We start from the raw sequence: 18,161 nt of genomic DNA, 5'->3' as shown, positions 1-18,161 counted from the left end.
GCACCTGTCACTTGTTACCTCCCTCAGTAGGGACCCCGGATCTGGGCCGCGACGTGACGCTCGTAGAAGGCGGCGAGTTGGACGTGCTTGGTGGCGCCGAGCGGCGCGAGGGTGCTGGCGCGGACGTTGGCGCGGGCCTGTTCGGGATTTTTCGCGCCCGGGATGATCACACTTACCGCCTCGAAATCGAGGCACCAGCGCAGTGCCATCTCCGCCAGGGTCAGGCCGGCGGGCACCTGTGCCTTGAGCGCGTCGGCCAGCTCGACGCCCTTCGCAAAGGGCAGACCGGCGAAAGTTTCGCCGACGTTGAATGCCGCGCCATCGCGGTTGAAGTTGCGGTGGTCGTCGGCCGGGAACGTCGTGGCCTTCGTCATGCGGCCGCTGAGCAGGCCGCTGGCGAGCGGCAGACGCACGATGAGCGCGACGCCATTGGCCCGGGCCGTGTCGAAGAGCGCATGAATCGGTTTCTGCCGGAAGATGCTGAAGATAATCTGGAGCGAGGCACAGCCCGGCTGGGCGCAGCACCACAGCGCCTCGTCCATCGCTTCGACGCTGGCACCATAAGCCTTGATCTTGCCCTCGCGCTTCAGCTCCTCAAGCCAGCCGAAGACCTCGCCGCGCCTGAGCACCTCGGGCGGGATGCAATGGAACTGGGTCAGGTCGAGCGCATCGATTCCCAGATTCTTCAGCGAATCCTCCGTGTGTTTCCGGATGACCTCGCGCGAGAAGTTCGCCGGCCAGCCCGGATCGCCACGGCGACCGAGCTTGGTGGCGATGAACAGCCGGTCGCGCGCCTTGGTTTCCTTCAGAAATTTCCCGATGAGCGTCTCGCTGCGGCCGCCACCGTAGACGTCGGCGGTGTCGAAAAAGGTCGTGCCCTGCTCGTAGGCCGTGCGGAGGACGGCCAGGGCGGTGTCGTCGGACACCTCACCCCAGTTGCCACCGATTTGCCAGCAGCCGAGACCAACCTCCCCCACCACCCTGCCCGTCTTGCCGAATATGCGTGTGTTCATGCCGGCACACTTGCCCACCGCTCCCTCTTCGCAAAGACGAAACCGCTCTAACAGCGGACTCAGTTTTCCATGTCGAGAAAATCGGCGATCTTCGACGTGGCCATGCGCGTGAAAAAGGCACTCGCATCCGGCTTCGCGAGGCTGCCGCCGATGCTGACGGTCTCCTTGCTCCGGCTGTAGCCGAGTTCGTCCTTGGTCGAATCAAGCAGCCGGAGCTTGTCGAAGAGCTGCTCGACCTTGCCGCGGGTGGCGATGCTGAGCGAAGCGCTCAGCGGCTGCTCCAACAGGGGCTGACCGGTCACGTAGCTCACGCTGCCCCGGCCGTTGAGCCGGATCTCCGGCGAGACCAGGCTGATGTCCTCGAGATTCATGTTGAGCAGCTCGTCGCGCGAGAGTTTCACGCTGAGCAGGTCGTAGTTGAACTCGCCGATGCTCTGCGCGAGCTGGTCGACGAAGTAGGCCTGCCCGGCGACTTTCTCGGCGGTTTTCACGGCCTTGTCGGAACCGAGGATCGAGCCCAGCACGGAAGCGCCAAACTCCACCGCCTTCGAGCTCATCGAAAGTTTGCCGGCGGAGCGCTGCAGGCCGCGGAAAATGCCCTGCCGGCTCGTGAAGCGGAACTCGCCCTGCACCCGGTCGAGGGCCCGGGAAGGGTTTTCGCCGCTCCCCGCAAATCGGCCGGTCACATCAAACAGTCCTTCCACCGTGGGGGCCTTCGTGGCTTCGAGCGCGCGGAAAAGTTTGCCGGCGTCGAATTCGTTCAGCGCGTAGTCGCCGTTCAACCGGTAGGGCATGGGACCGCCGGTGAACCGCAGCTCCATCTTCGCCGTCAGACGGCTCTTTTCGCTGAAGGCGGCCTCGAGCTTCTGGAGGTTCAGCAACGTGGGCTCGATGGCGACATCACCGGTCAGACCGGTCATTGCCCAATCCTGGCCGCGGGTGACGGCCTTCACGTCGAGTGCGAGGCGTCCGCTGAAGCGAGACCACGCCGCGACGGTATCCGGGGGGATCGTGCCGTTCAGCGCCGGTTTGTCGCCGGAGTCGGGCGCCGCCACGGAGGAAAACACCGCCAGCACCCCGAGCAGGTCTTCCAACTCGACCTGCTGGCCGGTGACCCGTCCGTCCACGGAATAGCCGCGGCCGAGCGGCGAGAGTTCCAGGGCGAAATTCAGGTCGGAGCGGCGGCCGGCATTGTCGAGCAGCAGCGGGGCCTGGATCGCGACCGCGCCGTTTTCATGGACTTCGCCCCGAAAGCCCAGGTTGGCAACCGGCAGAATTTGTCCGCTATCGGCAAGGGTGAGACCGTTCAAGGTGACGCGCGCCTCGATCTGGCTGTGCGAACCCAGGGCGGCGCGGACCTCGCCGCTGGCCCGGCCGGCATTCACCGCCTGGGCGCCGGCGAACAACGGTTGCGCCACCAGGGCCGGAACCTCGAGGTTGAAAGTCGCCATCGCCTGGGTGTCGCGGCCCGGGGACTGCACCACCTCGGTTTTCAGCGTCACCAGCGGGCCTTGCGCGCCCCGGATGACAGTCTCACCCGAGCGCACCGCCAGATTGCCCGGGCCAAGATATTCCACCACCGGCTGCGCGTCGAGCGCGAGCGCGGTCAGCATGGTCTGACGGTTTTGCGTCAGGGAAATTTCCGTCACGCGGAACGGTGCGAGCGGACGAGCAACGATCCGGCCCTCGCTGACGCCGATCTCAAAGTCGCCTTGTTGCACCGCGCCGCCGAGAACCGCCCCGGGTTGGGTCAGTCCGAACGCCGCCAGGGGCAACCGCCCGACGAGCAGGCGCGCGACCGGGCGAGCCGGTTCCTGCGGTTGCAGCGCATGGGTGGTCAGATCCAGCTTGAACGACTGGGCAATCGTCGCGTCGAGGAGGGCACGACCAGGGCCTTGGCGGACCTCGATCCGGCCGGGCTGCACCTCGGCCAGATTGCCGCGCAAGCTCAGGCCGATCTCGCCCTTCGCCGAGACCGGTGCACCGGGGAGCCAGGTTTCAAGCAGCTTGGGCGTCTGCAGGCTGAAATTGCCGCCGATGGCGACAGGAGCATCCGCGCCGGCCAAGACGGACACGCGACCGGTGAAGGCAAATTCGTCCCCTGTTGGCGTGCGCAGGGCCAGTTCCAGCCGCGGCACGTTGACGTTCCCGGCCGTCAGGGTGGATTCGATGCGGGTTTCCAGCGCCGCCTTGTCCAGCCAAGCGCGGCCGTCACGGACCACGGTGATTTCATTGACGCGCAGTTCGCCGCGCAAGGTGGACTCGGTCGCCCCGGCCGTGGAACGCAGCAGGTCCAGCTTGCCCGTCACCACCCCGCCGGAGATGTCCACCGGACGGACAAAGGTGCGCACCCAGGCGAGAGGGAGTCCCTGCAGGTTGAGGCTGAGGAGCGCATCGGTGCCCGCGCCGTTGGTGAGCAGTTCCCGATTGGCCAGATTGAAGCGCAGCGACGCCGTGTTGTGAATTTGCAGAACGGGCTGCTGACCGGACAGCGAAGCCTTGAAACGCCTGACCTCCACCACCCCGCCCTGCTGGCTGACGTCGAAATCGGCCGCGACCTTCAAGTTGCCGAAGGCGCGCCAAGCCGGGTCCAAAATTTCCAGCTGGCTTACGCGGCCCTGCAACTCGCCTTCCAGGCCAAAGTTAAAGCTCGAGGCGTCGAACGCAAAACGACCGTCACCCGTGGCGTCGAAATCGGGCAACTTGCTGCCCAACGCGAATGGCTCCAGCTGGGCGGTGCGGGCCTTGAGCGCCCACTCCCCTTCGTAGCGCTGCGTGCCCGCCGGCAACAGGGCGCGGACGATCAGCGCGTTTTCCGCCTGCCCCTGGAGCAGCGTGCTCACCGTCACCTCGTAGTTTTCACCGGTGGAGGATTGGTAAACCTCGGCGCCGACCTTGAGCTGGCTGGTGCCCGTGAGCGCGGGGCCCTCGGCGTCCACGAGGGTCGTCAGGCCGACCTTCGTAAAACGCCGCTGCGGGGTGAGCGTGGCGCGCAGCGCGGCCTGGGCCTGCAGCGAATTGACGCCGGCCTTGGCCGAAGGGTGACGCAGCCGCGCATCGAGCTGCAGCTGGCCTTCCTGTCCGGCGGAGAACTTGCCGCCGGTGATCGTGTAGGTCGCTTCCACAGGCGCCTGCCCAGGGTCGGCCGGGAGCAAGGCGCGTCCCTCAACCCGGATATCGCCCAGCGTGAGATCAAAGGGCAGCTGCACCCGGGCCAACAGACCCGGCGCAGCCGCGGGCGCGCCAGCGGCGGCGGCCTCAGCCTTGGTCCGGGAAACACCGCTGGCATCCACCTCCAGACCCGTGACCGTGAGCCGGCTGATGCGCAGGTGCCCGCCCAAGAGGTAGGCCAACGGTGAAAAGTCCGCCTCCAGTCGCTCGAAGCGGACGGGCAAGCCTTGGTGCACCGCCTTGAAGCCGGTGACCGTGGCGCCGGAAAATCCGGCCGAAACCGTGGCGAGCTCCACCTTGAGTTCCGGCCGGTCCTGCAAGGCGCGCAACACGGCCCAACGCTGGACCGCAGGGGTCAGCGCCAACCCCACTGCCAAGGCGGAGAACCCCAGCACCACTCCTGACAAAACCAGCAGAACTCGAACAGGCTTCATGCGATGCGCTTACGACACTTGAGCGTGGCCAAAGTTGCCCGAGGCGCGAAGAAAAAGGGCCGCCCGGAGGCGGCCCGGTTCGCGCGGCAAAGCGGGTCAGGGATACTTGAGCTCGCCGGCGGGAAGAGACTCGTCGGACAAGCCCATGGCGTTGCGGACGGACGCGACGGCGATGTTGTAACGATAGTAGGCTTGGAGCTGGTTGAGCCGGGCGGTCGTGAGATCGACCTGCGAGGTCAGCACATCGAGCTGGGTGGCAGTGCCGGCGGAGTAGCGGGCATTGGCCAAACGAACGGCTTCCTCGGCCTGTTCGACCACCTTCTTGGAGGCCTCGGCCAGCTCGGTTGATTCCTGAAGCGACGAGATGGCCCGGCGGACCTCGACCTCGACGCCCAGCTGGGCCTCCGCCAGGGCCAGGCGGTTTTGTTCCAAGATCGACCGGGCCTGAGCCACCCGGCCGGCGGTGGACCGACCGTCAAAGATATCCCAGCTCGACTGCACGCCAACGGTCCAGCCGTCGAGAGACGAGCGGTTGCTCGCGAGCGGCGCCTGGCGCCAGTCGTAGGACCCGAAGGCCGAGACGTTCGGCAGGCGGCCGGCGCGGCTGGCGGTGACATTCTGCTCGGAAGCGTCGGTCAGCTTGGCAAGGCGCTTCAGGTCAGGGCGCTGCTCGCGGGCGGTGACGAGAGCCGACCGCAGCTCAAAGCTGCTCGGATTGAAGTCCAACGTGCCGAGGAAGTCCGGTACCTTGGTCACGTTGTTGTCGCTGGCCGCCACATAACCCATGGCTTGGCGCAGCTCCTCGATGGCGATACGGTAGTCGTTGCGCGCGATGATCAGGGCGGGCTGGGCGTTGGCCAGGGCGACCTCGGCGCGGAGGACCTCGAAGTTGGAGACCGTGCCTGCCTCGTAGCGGTTCTTCACGTCCTGGAGCTGGCGTTGAAGGAGCTCGATGTTTTGTTCCTGCACCTTGATGCGCTCGCGATTGAGCAGCACCGTGTAGAACTGCGTGCGCACTCCGAGCAGGGCGTCGTTGATGACGGCCCGGAGCGAAAGCACGGCGGCATCGAGCGCCAGCTGCTGGCCCTTGATGCTCGCGGTGACGCTGCCGCCGGCGTAGATGACCTGGCGGGCGGTGATGTCCACGGACCAGGCCTCGTTGCGACCGTTGGAGGAGACATCGTCGGAATTACGCTGCACGCCCGCACTCGCCGTGACGCCGGGCAGCTGGTTGGAGCGGACGTCGAGCACGATCCCTTCCTGCTGGCGGATGCGCTCCTTGGCCTGGCGGATGGCGAAGTTGTTATCCAGCGCATAGGCCAGCGCGTAGTTCAGGTCGAGGCGCTCCGGGACGGTGAAGTCCGGGTCGGGTTTGCCGTCATTGAGCTGGGCGACGGCCGGGAGGGAGACGAGCAGGCTCGCCACCACGAGGAGGAGTTTGGACGGGCGCATGAAAGGATTCATGGAAACGGGACAGGATTATTTGGCAAGGACCGGCTCGGCGGGAACCGGCGCCGGCGGGGCGGCGGGCACTTGAGCGCCGGCGTGATCCTTGGCGATGAGCATGTAGAAGGCCGGCACCACGTAGAGGGTGAAGAGCGTGCCGACGGCCATGCCGACGACCAGGACCCAGCCGATGCTGTTGCGGGCGGCGGCACCGGGACCATTGACGAAGATCAGCATGATGTGACCGAACACCGTGGCCGCGGAGGTCATGAGCACCGGCCGCAGGCGGGTGGCGGCGGCGCGGCGGATGGCCTCGCGCTTGGCGATGCCCTGTTCCTGGAGGCTGTTGGCAAACTCCACGATCAGGATGCCGTTCTTGGCGATGAGGCCAACGAGGGTGATCAGACCGATCTGCGAATAGATGTTGAGCGACGTCTGCCAGAGGAAGATCGGCAACATCGCACCGACCAGGGCCAGCGGTACCGAGCCGAACAGAATGATGAGCGGGTCACGGAAGCTGTTAAACTGCGCCGCGAGCACCAGGAAGATCAGTACCAGGGCGAGCGCGCCGGCCGACCAGAGGGCTGCACCCTCATAGCGAAGCTGGCGTGACTGGCCGCCGTAGTCGATCGAGTAGCCGGCGGGCAGGATTTCCTTGGCCTTGGCCTCAAGTTTCTTGAGCGCGGTGTCCAAGCTCGGGCCCACCCCCTGGATCTTGATCGAGTTCAGCTGCTGGAAGCGGTTCAGCGTGCGGGGCTGCACCGTCTCCTTGAGCGTCGCGATGGTGGAGAGCGGGATCAACTGGCCCTGCGGGCCGCGGATGTGGTAGTCGAGCAACTGCTCGGCGTTGAGGCGCTGGCCGCGCTCGACCTGCGGGATGACGCGATAGCTGCGGCCGTCGTTGACAAACCGGTTCACATAGCCGCCGCCCAGCATGGAGCCGAGATCACGGGCCACGTCGGTGAGGTTCAGGCCCATTGCGGCAACCTTGTCCTTGTCGATCTCGATCTCGACCTGCGGCAGGTCGAAGCGGAGATCGGTGTCGGCGAAGTAGAAGGTCGGGGCGCCGCCGCCGGCGTTGGCCTCGCCGTTGGCGAAGAGCACGAGTTTCTGCGCAATCTCCTCCATCTCCTTGTGGTCGGCGGTGGAGCGCACGACGAAATCGATGGGCATCGAGCCGCCCGAGGGCAACGGATCGGGCGAGTTGATCACGACGTTGATGCCGGGGATGGCGGCGGCGGGAGCCTGCAGCGCCTGCTCAATCTCCAGCGAACTGCGCGTGCGCTCGGACCAGGGCTTCAGCAGAATGCCGGAGAAGCCGAAGCGGGCGCCGGTGATCTGGAACGACTGCTCATATTCCGGCACGGCCTCGAACATCTTTTGCACTTCCTTCGCGTAGATGACGTTCTGGTCGATGGTCGCCGTGGGCGACGGGATCATGAGGCTGAAAACCACGCCTTGGTCCTCCTTGGGAGCCAGTTCCTTCTGGGCCAGCATGAAGAACGGCACGAGCAGCAACGAGAACAGGAAGGCAGCCGTGAGGGTGACCGGAACCCAACCAAGGCTGGCACCGATCATTCTCTCGTAACGGTTGCGGACGCGGTCGAAGAAGTGGTTGATGGTGCCGGTCAGGCCCTTTTCCTCGGCGTCGCCGCCCTTGAGCATATAGGCGCTCATCATGGGCGAGAGCGTGAGGGCGACAAAGCCCGAGACGGCGACGGCGCCGGCGAGCGTCATGGCGAACTCACGGAAGAGCGCGCCAGTCAGGCCGCCCTGGAAGGCGATGGGGGCATAAACGGCGGCCAGCGTGATGGTCATCGAGATGACCGGTCCGACCAGTTCGCGCGCGCCCTGGATGGCGGCATCGACCGGGGTGAGACCCTCGCGGATGTGGCGCTCCACGTTTTCCACGACCACGATGGCGTCGTCCACCACGATACCGACCGCGAGCACGATCGCCAAAAGGGTCAGGAGGTTGATGGTGAACCCGAAGATCAACATCAGCGCCATCGCACCGACCAGTGACAACGGCATGGCCACGATCGGGATGAACACCGAGCGCAGCGAACCCATGAAGAGGAAAATCACCACGGTGACGATGAGCAGGGTTTCCGTGAGGGTTTTCACGATCTCGCTGAGCGCGTCCTCGATGTATTTGCTGGCGTCATAGGCGATGGTGCCGTTCAGGCCGGCGGGCAGGCTGGCCTGAACCTCGGGGAAGGTGTCCCGCACGCGCTGGATGACCTCGACGGTGCTTTCACTGGGCAGCACCCAGATGCCCATGAAGGTGGCGGTCTGGCCGCCGAAGCGGACCTCCTCGTCGTAGCTCTCGGCGCCGAGCACCACATCGGCCACATCCTCGAGGCGGATGATGGTGCCGTTGCGTTCGGCCACGACCATTTGGCGGAACTGCTCGACGTTCTTGAGATCGGTGTTGGCCACGAGGCTGACGCTCAGCATCGAGCCCTTGGTGGCGCCGACGGCGGCGAGGGCGTTGTTGGCGGAAAGCGCCTGCCGAACCTCGGAGGGGCTGAGACCGTGGGCCGCCAGTTCGTCAGGCTTGAGCCAGATGCGCATCGCGAACACGCGACCGCCGAGCAGCTCGGCCTTCTGCACGCCCTTCACCGCGGCGAGGCGCGGCTGGACCATGCGGTTCAGGTAGTCGGTGATCTGGTTCTGGTCCAATTCCTCCGAGTAGAAACTCAGATACATGGAGGCGAATTCGTTGTCGGCGGTCTCGACACTGATGGTGGGCGACTCGGACTCGGGCGGGAGCTCGTTGCGCACCTGGTCGATCTTGGCGCTGATCTGCGCAAGCGCCGCGTTGGTGTCGTAGTTCAGCCGCAGGTAAACGCGGATAGCACTGAGCCCGGCGCTGCTGGTGGACTCGATGTAGTTGATGCCGTCGGCACTGGCGATGGCGCGCTCCAACTGGGTGGTGATGTAGCCGCGCACGGTGTCGGCGCTGGCGCCGAAATAGACCGTGGTGACATTGACCACCGCGCTGTCACTGCGCGGATACTGCCGGGTGTTGAGCTGAAAATACGAGACGACGCCAACGACCAGGATGACGATGTTGACGACCAGCGCGATGACCGGCTTCCGGATGAAGAGGTCGGTGAAACTCTTGGATAACATGGGAGGAAAAGGGAAGAGACTAAGGACTACAGACCAGGGACGGGGCAGACGGCCGAAGGCTTTTGCCAGTCACCAGTCTAGGGTCGATGGTCCGTGGTCTTTTTAGGTGTTGGCGGGCTGCGGGGTCGCGCTGCTGGTGGGCTGCACGACGTTGTTGACCTGCACCGGCGCGCCGTTGCGGAGCTTGAAAACGCCGGAGGTCACGACCTGTTCGCCGGGTTTTACGCCCTCGGTGAGGGCGACGAGGTCGCCGCGAGTGGCGCCGAGCTTCACGAACTGCTGGCGGACGCCGAGGTATTCCTTGCCGTCCTCGCCCTTCATCTTCTCGACGATAAACACGGAGTTGCCGTAAGAGGCATAGGCGATGGAGGTGGCGGGCACGACGACCTGGGTCTCGGCCGCACTCTTCTGCACCTCGACGCGGGCAAACATGCCGGCGCGCAGGACCTCGTCGGGATTCGCGAGCGTGGCCTGGACAGAAATGTTGCGCGTGGCGGCATCAACCTCCGAGTTGATGGCGGTGATGGTGCCCTTGAAGGTCCGGTCGGCAAAGGCATCCACGCGGATGCCAACCTCCTGGCCCCGGGCGAGGTCCGGCAGCTGGCGCTGCGGGACGCTGAAGTTGACGTAGATGGGATCGAGCTTCTGCAGGGGCAGCAAGGCGCGGCCGCGGGCCACATACTGGCCGACATTGATCAGGCGGATGCCGACACGGCCGTCAAAGGGCGCGCGCACCTGTTTCTTGCCGATCTGGGCCTCGATGGCGGCGACCTCGGCGAGGGACTGCTTGAGCGTGGCGTCAGCCAGATCGAAGTCGGACTTGGAGGTGGCGTTGCGGTCCCAGAGTTCCTTGGCGCGCTCGAAATTGATGCGGGAGAGCTCGGCGCGCGCGCGGGAAGCGGCGAGCTGGGCGGTCTCGACGCTGGTGTCGATCTCGACCAGGAGGTCACCGGCCTTCACGGCGGTGCCGCTGTCGGCCACGATGCGGGTGATCGTGCCGTCGGCGTCCGCCGCCAGGGTCACGCCCTGGACAGGAGCCAACGTGCCGATCGCGTTGAGGTAGGAGTGCCACTGCACCGCCTGGGCCTCGGCCGTGGTCACGGCACTCGGCGGCGGCACATGGGAGACGGACATCATCTTCTGGATCTGGGCCGCCTTCACCGCGCCGAGCGTGAGCACGACGACGATGAAACCGGCAATGGCGATGAGGAATTTCTTAAACATAACTTGGGCGTGGGTCGGGGATGGCGTGGATTAAAGGAAAAGTCAGGAGACGGCTGGTTGGGCGGCGTTTTCGACGCGCAGAACGGCGATGTGGGCCTGCACCTTGGTGAGGATGCGCACGAGGGATTTGCGCTCGTTTTCACTCAGCGGGGACAACACCTCGGCGATGACCTTGAAGTGGCCCGGCAGGAAATCATTGAGGAAGCGGTCACCCTTCGGGGTCAGCCGCACCGACATCATGCGGCGGTCGTCGGGATCGGGCTCTCGCTTGACGAAACCGTCGCGCTCGAGCGTGTCGATCAGCCCGGTCATGGTCGCGCGGGTGACGCCGGCGGCCTCGGCCAGCTCGGCCGGCGTGCGCGGACCGCCGCAGGTGCAGTCCTCGGCCCCCATCAGCTTGGCCGCCCGCGGCTGGGTGCTGCGCCAGAGCAGCATCAGCACCCCAAAACGCCCGTGGGAAATGCTATGATCCGTGAGGTTGCGCTCAGTCATCGCAAACACCTCGTCGCCGGTGCGGAGCAAGTGGAGGAAGGCCTCCGCTGCGGAAGGATCGAGATCCGGAAACTCCCGGGCGGCCTCGAGAAGGCACTCGTAGCGTGGCAGATCTTTGAGAAGCAGATGCGGCATGATAGGACGGACCCTGAATATAAGGAGGCTGACAGTTAGCCTCCTAATCAATTCCGCAAGCAGAGTTTTGTAACATTCCGTGACAGTTGTCCTACAACCGAAGCAAAACAGCCGGCCTAATGGCCGGCTGTGAAGCTTAACGCCACCATGTGGCTCAAAGCGCCTGGGCGGCGGCGACCACGGCCTCGGTCGTGATGCCGAGTTCCTTCATGGCGATGTTACCCGGGGCACTGAGGCCGAAACGATCGATGCCGATGACCTTGCCATCGAGGCCGACATATTTACTCCAAAGGCCGGTGACGCCCGCCTCGATGGCCACGCGCTTGCGGCACGAGGACGGGAGGACCGACTCCTTGTAGTCCTTGGGCTGGGCATCAAAGCGCAGGAAGGACGGCACGGAGACCACGCGAACTCCCCCACCCAACTGCTTGGCGGCAGCCACGGCCCACTGGAGCTCGGAACCGGCGGAGAGCAGGATGTGGGTGAGCGGTGCGGTTTCTTTCACGGCGATGTAGGCGCCCTTGAGCACACCGTTGCGGCGCTCGGCGGCCGGAATCTCATTGAGCATCGGCACGGCCTGGCGGGTGAGCGAGAGGAGCGTCGGTCCATCCTGCCGCTCGAGGGCAGCGGCGAAGGCGCCGGCGGTTTCCTCGGGGTCGGCCGGGCGGATGACATCGAGGTTCGGGATGATGCGCAGGCCGGTGACGGTCTCGACCGGCTGGTGCGTGGGGCCGTCCTCACCAACACCGATCGAGTCGTGCGTGTAGATGTAGATGACCGGCAGCTTCGAGAGCGCGGCAAGACGCATCGAGGGACGCGAGTAGTCGGCGAACACGAGGAACGTCGCGCACGAGGTGCGGAAGATGCCGTCGTAGGCCACGCCGTTGTTGATGGCGGCCATGCCGTGCTCGCGGATGCCGTAGCGCAGGTTGCGGCCGGCGCGGTTGGCCTTGTCGAAATCCTTGTCGGAGGCGATGTAGTTGAGCGTCGAGCCGTGAAGGTCGGCGGAACCGGAGATGAGCAGCGGCAGCGCGGCGGCGACGGGCTGGAGCACGTCCTTGCCCGCGGCACGGGTGGCGAGCTTGGCATCGGCGGCAAAGGCCGGGATCTTGGCCAGCAGGTCGGCGGCGTTGAGCTTGTCGTTGCGCGAGTCGAGCAGCGCGGCCTTTTCCGGGTTCGCGGCGCGCCAGGCCTCGTAGGTCTTGCGCCACTTGCCATAGGCACGCTTCAGGCGGGTCTTGTGCGCCTTGAAATACTCGCGCACCTCGGGGCTGACATAGAAGTGCTCGGCGGGGAGACCGAGGCCCTTGCGGGCGCCCTCGGAGAACTTCGCGCCGCCCTCGCCGTGGCCCTTCGAGGTGCCCTGCACCTCGGGAATGCCCTTGCCGATGATGGTCTTGGCGATGATGAGCTGCGGCTTGCCGGTCTTGGTCTTCTTGGCCTTGTTGATCGCCTTGGAAATGGCGGCGAGATCGTGGCCGTCGGCGAGCGTCTGCACGTCCCAACCGATGGACTTGAAGCGCACGGCGACGTTCTCGCTCTGGGTCTTGTCGGCCATGGCGTCGAGGGTAACGTCGTTGGCGTCGTAGATGAGGATCAGGTTGTCGAGGCCCTGGTGGCCCGCGAAGGCGATGGCTTCCATCGCGACGCCTTCCTGCATGCAGCCGTCACCGGCGAGGCAGACCACATGGTGGTCGAAGATGGCGTGCTCGGCGGTGTTGAAGCGCGCCTCGGCCATCTTGCCGGAGAGGGCGAAACCGACGGCGTTGCCGATACCCTGACCGAGCGGGCCGGTGGTGCACTCGACACCGGGCGTCTCGTGGAACTCCGGGTGGCCGGGGGTCTTGCTGTGGAGGACGCGGAAGTTCTTCACCTCGTCGAGGGAGAGGTCGTAGCCGCTCAGGTGGAGCCAGCTGTAGAGGAACATGGAGCCGTGGCCGGCGGAGAGCACGAAGCGGTCGCGGTTGAGCCAGCGGGGTTCGTCGGGGTTGTGGACCAGCGCGTGGCCGTAGAGGACGGCGCCGATCTCGGCGGCGCCGAGCGGCAGGCCGAGGTGGCCGGAGGAGCACTTGTGCACGGCGTCGATGGCGAGGCCGCGGGCCTGGTTGGCAGCTTGGGAGAGAATCTCAGGGTTCAGTTTCATGAAAGTCGCAGGTGGGAGTGGAGTTCTGAGTAAACGGGCGCAGCGCCGTCGCTGCAAAGCCGAATTTGCGTCACAAGTTAGCGCAGGGAGGCGGACATAAAAAAAGCGAACCCGGTGGGTTCGCTTGATAGGTTCATTGCTGCAATGCTCAGGCCCTCGTATCCTCGAGACGCTTTTCTTTGACGGCCATGGCGGCCTTGCCGGAGCGGTCGCGGAGGTAGTAGAGGCGGGCCTTGCCCGGCTCGGACTCCTTCTCGACCTCGATCTTCTCGACGTTGGGCGAGTTGACGGGGAACACGCGCTCGACGCCCTCGCCGTAGCTGATGCGGCGGACGGTAAAGGTCTCGTGGATACCGCTGCCTTTGTGGGCGATGACGACACCGGCGAAGATCTGGGTGCGCTCCTTGTCACCTTCGCGCACCTTCGTGTGCACGCGGACACCATCGCCCACCTTGAAGGGGGCGGCGGCGGTTTTCACCTGAGCGGCGGTGATGTCTTTGATGATCTGGTTCATGGCTGTTTGTTGAGTAAATCGGGTCGAATTTTCGCTGTTTTTGCCAACTGCTGCGCGTGCCGCCACTTCTCGATTTTGCCGTGGTCGCCCTGAAGGAGCACTTCCGGCACGGACATGCCGCGGTAAACGGCGGGACGCGTGTAATTGGGAAAGTCGAGCAAGTTGCGGGTGAAACTTTCGCTGGTCAACGACTTTTCTTCTCCGAGCACGCCGGGAATGAAACGCGCCAGCGCATCAATGACCACGGCGGCGGCCAGCGTGCCGTTGGTGAGCACGTAATCGCCGATGCTGATCTCCTCATCGATGATCGCGTCGCGGACGCGCTGGTCGATGCCCTCATAGTGGCCGCTGACAAAGATAAGGTGTTGCTGCTTCGACAGCTCCTCGGCCTTGGCGGTTGTAAAAGGCGCCCCGTCTGGGGTCAGGTAGATGCGACGGCAACCCGGCGTCTGGAGTTCCTCGACCGCCGCGAACAGCGGCTCGCACTTCATCAGCATCCCCGCCCCACCCCCGAACGGACGGTCGTCGGTCGTCTTGTGCTTGTCGGTCGCCCAGTCGCGGGTGTTGCGGACGTTGATCTCGAGCAATTTCGCCTCACGCGCCCGGCCGAGCATGCTCTCGGAGAGGAAGCCGTCGAGCATGGCGGGAAACAGCGTGAGAACGTCGATGCGCACGGGGCGAGTTTCCAATAAAAAAGGTCCGGCGCGAGCCGAACCTCGGGAAATCAGGACTGGCGGGATGCTCAGGCCTTGGCGGCTGCGGAGCGCTTGGCACGCTTGATCAGCGCGTGGAGCGTGTCGCTGGGCTTCGCACCCTTGGAAAGCCAGTAGTCCACGCGGTCGAGCTTGATGGTCAGCTGGTTGCCCTTGGCGCGCGGGTTGTAGGCGCCGAGCTGCTCGACGGCGTCGCCATCGCGGCGGGAACGGGCCTCGGCGACGACCACGCGATAGTGGGGCTCGTTCTTGGTGCCGAAGCGGGAGAGGCGGATTTTAAGGGCCATTGGATGTGTCTGTTTACGAAACGGGAAGCGGTTCTAAGTTGGAAAAGGGGCAGAATGGACGGAACAACTTTGCCCTTGTCAAGCCCCCAGTGCCACCGCTGCATCCGACCCTTAACGCACCCAATTTTATGCTCAAAGCCGGTATCGTCGGTCTGCCCAATGTGGGCAAATCCACCCTCTTCAACGCCCTCACCCGCTCCCGCAAGGCCGAGGCCGCCAACTATCCGTTCTGCACCATCGACCCGAACGTCGGGGTCGTGATCGTGCCCGATGACCGCGCCTATGTGCTGAAGGACATCGCCAAGACCAGCGTCGTGGTGCCCGCCGCGATCGAGTTCGTGGACATCGCCGGCCTCGTGGCCGGCGCCAGCAAGGGCGAGGGTCTCGGCAACCAGTTCCTCGCCAATATCCGCGAGGTGGACGCTATCGTGCAGGTCGTGCGCTGCTTCGAAGACAGCGACGTCGTTCACACCATGGGCGGCGTGGACCCTGTGCGCGACATCGAGGTCATCACCACCGAGCTCGTGCTCGCCGACCTTGACGCCGTCGCCAAGCGCATGCCCAAGACTCAGAAAAGCGCGAAAGCTGGCGACAAAGAGGCCATTATCGAACTCGCGCTCCTGCAGAAACTCGAACCCCACCTCAACGCCGGCAAGACCGCCAACACGCTCCCGGCCTCCGACGACGAGAAGGCCCTGATGAAACTCTTCCAGCTGCTCACGGCCAAGCCCGTGCTCTTCGCCTGCAATGTCGCCGAGTCCGACCTCGCCACCGCCGAGCAAAACAAATTCGTCCAGAAGGTCGCCGAATTCGTCCGCACGCACCACGACGCCGCCTACGTGCCGATCAGCGCCAAGATCGAGGCCGAACTCATCGACCTCCCGCCCGAGGAAGCCAAGGCGTTCCTCAAGGATCTCGGCGTGGACGACTCCGGCGTGTCTTCTCTCATCCGCGGTGCATATTCGCTGCTCGGCCTGCAAACCTACTTCACCGCGGGCGAGAAGGAAGTCCGAGCCTGGACCATCAAGAAAGGCTGGAAGGCCCCGCAGGCCGCCGGCGTCATCCACACGGATTTCGAGAAGGGTTTCATCAAGGCCGAGATTGTCAGCTACGAGGACCTGACCCGCCTTGGCTCGGTGGCTGCCGCCCGCGACGCCGGCAAATACCGCTTGGAAGGCAAAGAATACGTCTTCCGGGACGGGGATGTGGCGCTGTTTCGATTCAATAACTGATTAACTGGAGGGGGATTGTGACGTTCCATGGTTAGTGGGTTGCAAATTAGGGTGTTTTACCTAGTTTCACTCAGTAATCATGGCAGTTCCGCTCATCCCATTCCGCTCATCCGGCAGACTACTCAACCGGGTAGTAGCGGCTGCGGTCTGCTTGCTCGCTGCGACGCTTCAGGCCCAAGTCGTGTGGGACAACGGGAATGGTAACAATCAGTGGGGCACTGGCGCAAACTGGAGTACCAACGCCGTGCCCACGGCCGCTTCCAACGTCCAGTTCAATGCGACCGACGACAACGCCACGGTGAGCAACATTTCACTCGGGGGCAACCGGGTGGCCAACAGCCTGACCTTTAACAGCGTTAACGATAATTTCAGCCTGCTCAATGGCAGCGGCTCACGCACACTTACCCTAACCTCCGGCGACATCACCCGGACCGCCGGCAGCAGCGGCACGCAGACGCTCGCGTTCACCACGCTCGCCCTGGGTGGAGACGCCGCCATGAACATCAATGGCACGGGCAGCCTTGTCATCACTTCAACGGTGGCAAACAGCGGCGGCACACGCTCCCTCACCAAAAGCGGCACGGGCGAACTGGTCCTCTCCGGTGCCAACACCTTCTCTGGCGGCACCACCCTTTCTGCCGGCACCCTCTCCGTCGGTAACAACAGCGCATTGGGCAGCGGTGCCTTGACAATCAACGGCGGCACCCTGTCCGCCACGGGTGGTAGCCGCACCGTTGCCAACAGTGTCAGCGTCGGCGGAGATTTTGTCATCGGAGGCGCCTCCGCCCTCACCCTGACGGGGAATATCAACCTCGGTGGCGGCACCCGCACCATCACCGTCAACAACACGGCAACGACGACCTTCTCGGGCAACATCACCGAACCGTGGTATAGCGGCATCACCAAGGCGGGTTCGGGCGAGTTGGTGCTCAGCGGCACCAACACCTTCACCGCCCCCACCACGGTGAGCGCCGGCACCCTGACCCTGGCGAGCAACTCCGCTTTGGGCGCCAGCAACTGGGGCAACACCGTCGCCTCGGGCGCCACGCTGGCCCTGACCAACAACATCACGGTGACGGAAGGCCAGTTTTCGATCGAAGGCACCGGCGTGGCCGGCAACGGGGCCGTCCGAAACATTTCCGGCGACAACACCCTCAACGCCGCCCTCGGCCTCGACGGCAACGCCACTCTCAATTCGACCGCCGGGTCGCTGACCGCCACGGGACAGCTCGGCTTGGGCAGCAACACCCTGACCGTGACCGGCGCGGGTAACACCAACCTGTTGGGCCAGATCAACGACAGCGGTGGCATCACCAAAACCGGCACCGGCTCCCTGACTCTCGGAGGCACGGCGGACAATTCCTTCTCCGGCACCCTCGCGGTCAACGACGGCACCGTCGCCCTCGCGAAGACCGCAGGTACCAACGCCATTGGCGGCGGCACGGTGAACATCGGCGACAACTCCGGTGCCGCCGGCTCCGCGGTACTGCGTCTCGACGCTTCCAACCAGATCGCCGACTACGCCGGCCTCATCACCCTCAACTCCGACGGCGTGCTGCAGCTGAACAATTTCACCGAAAACATCAACACGCTCGCCGGCACGGGCCTGATCGACCTCTCCACCAGCGGCTACCTCGGCGTGGGTGTTAACTCCGGCTCCTCCACCTTCGGCGGCGACCTCACCGGCAGCGGCACGTTTGCCAAACTCGGCTCCGGCAACCTCACCCTGACGGACGATATCAACTTCGACGGCACCTTCCAGCTGGCCGGCGGCACGCTCACCCTGAGCAGCCTGACACTCTCAGCCGACACCCTTTTGGTGAGCGCCAACTCCATCATCGATTTCGGCGGCGCCGCCTCGATCCTGGATTTCACCAACCTCACCATCGCCGACGGCGTCACCCTCACGATCCAAAACTGGACCGATGCCACCGATTTCTTTTACGCCCAAAACTGGACCGGCGCCTCCTTCAGCGTTTCTGGCACTGCACCCATGAACCAGGTCGTTTTCTCCGGCTTCAGCGGCAACGACACGAAATGGCAAAGCTACGACCGGCAGATCACCCCGGTGCCGGAGCCGTCCACTTATGGCGCCCTGCTGATCGGCGGCCTGGCGGCGGTCACCGCCTTGCGTCGCCGCCTGCAACGCAAGTGCTGAAGGCCTCCGGTCGCCTCCGATTGCGTCCTTGTCTGGCTGCCTCGGCCCGGGTATAGTTCCC

12 protein-coding genes are annotated in these 18,161 nt (G+C 64.8%); 2 read left to right on the top strand and 10 right to left on the bottom strand.

The annotated features are described in order from the left end of the window. Positions 1-23: 23 nt before the first annotated feature. The 10 genes from ESB00_RS06505 to rpsP all read right to left on the bottom strand — a co-directional run bounded on the left by ESB00_RS06505 (position 24) and on the right by rpsP (position 14,710). Positions 24-1,013 carry an aldo/keto reductase gene (locus ESB00_RS06505; RefSeq protein ID WP_129046904.1) on the bottom strand — a complete coding sequence of 330 codons (990 nt, stop codon included), beginning with the start codon at positions 1,011-1,013 and terminating at the stop codon, positions 24-26. A gap of 59 nt (positions 1,014-1,072) precedes the next feature. Further along, complete coding sequence (locus ESB00_RS06500) at positions 1,073-4,618, bottom strand: AsmA family protein (protein WP_129046903.1); 3,546 nt, start codon at positions 4,616-4,618, stop codon at positions 1,073-1,075. A gap of 96 nt (positions 4,619-4,714) precedes the next feature. Continuing rightward, entirely contained in the window at positions 4,715-6,070 is a 1,356-nt protein-coding gene (locus ESB00_RS06495) for a TolC family protein (RefSeq protein WP_164976074.1), read from the bottom strand. Between the two features lie 27 nt (positions 6,071-6,097). Then, complete coding sequence (locus ESB00_RS06490) at positions 6,098-9,202, bottom strand: efflux RND transporter permease subunit (RefSeq protein WP_129046901.1); 3,105 nt, start codon at positions 9,200-9,202, stop codon at positions 6,098-6,100. A 102-nt stretch (positions 9,203-9,304) separates the two neighbouring features. Then, entirely contained in the window at positions 9,305-10,426 is a 1,122-nt protein-coding gene (locus tag ESB00_RS06485; RefSeq protein WP_129046900.1) for an efflux RND transporter periplasmic adaptor subunit, read from the bottom strand. A gap of 42 nt (positions 10,427-10,468) precedes the next feature. Then, a complete protein-coding gene (locus tag ESB00_RS06480) occupies positions 10,469-11,053 on the bottom strand; it encodes a MarR family winged helix-turn-helix transcriptional regulator (RefSeq protein WP_129046899.1) in 585 nt (194 codons plus the stop codon). 154 nt (positions 11,054-11,207) lie between these two features. Continuing rightward, entirely contained in the window at positions 11,208-13,196 is a 1,989-nt protein-coding gene (gene tkt / locus ESB00_RS06475) for a transketolase (RefSeq protein ID WP_129046898.1), read from the bottom strand. Between the two features lie 148 nt (positions 13,197-13,344). Then, positions 13,345-13,710: a 50S ribosomal protein L19 gene (rplS, locus tag ESB00_RS06470; RefSeq protein WP_129046897.1), complete on the bottom strand. Its 366-nt coding sequence runs from the start codon at positions 13,708-13,710 to the stop codon at positions 13,345-13,347. Beyond that, complete coding sequence (gene trmD, locus ESB00_RS06465; RefSeq protein ID WP_129046896.1) at positions 13,707-14,384, bottom strand: tRNA (guanosine(37)-N1)-methyltransferase TrmD; 678 nt, start codon at positions 14,382-14,384, stop codon at positions 13,707-13,709. Before trmD ends, rplS begins: the two co-directional genes overlap by 4 nt. A 68-nt stretch (positions 14,385-14,452) precedes the next feature. Beyond that, positions 14,453-14,710, bottom strand: coding sequence for a 30S ribosomal protein S16 (gene rpsP / locus ESB00_RS06460; protein ID WP_129046895.1), 258 nt, complete (start codon positions 14,708-14,710; stop codon positions 14,453-14,455). 128 nt (positions 14,711-14,838) lie between these two features. Between rpsP and ychF the strand changes: the two genes are divergently transcribed. Together ychF and ESB00_RS06450 are read left to right on the top strand one after the other, a co-directional pair. Continuing rightward, a complete protein-coding gene (gene ychF / locus ESB00_RS06455) occupies positions 14,839-15,942 on the top strand; it encodes a redox-regulated ATPase YchF (protein WP_129046894.1) in 1,104 nt (367 codons plus the stop codon). 244 nt (positions 15,943-16,186) lie between these two features. Continuing rightward, complete coding sequence (locus ESB00_RS06450; RefSeq protein ID WP_164976073.1) at positions 16,187-18,100, top strand: autotransporter-associated beta strand repeat-containing protein; 1,914 nt, start codon at positions 16,187-16,189, stop codon at positions 18,098-18,100. The last annotated feature ends 61 nt before the right edge of the window (positions 18,101-18,161 follow it).

It is taken from the genome of Oleiharenicola lentus, assembly GCF_004118375.1.
Taxonomy (GTDB): Bacteria; Verrucomicrobiota; Verrucomicrobiia; order Opitutales; family Opitutaceae; genus Lacunisphaera; species Lacunisphaera lenta.
Note: the sequence above shows the minus strand (reverse complement) of the source record. Positions and strands in the feature narration are given on the sequence as shown.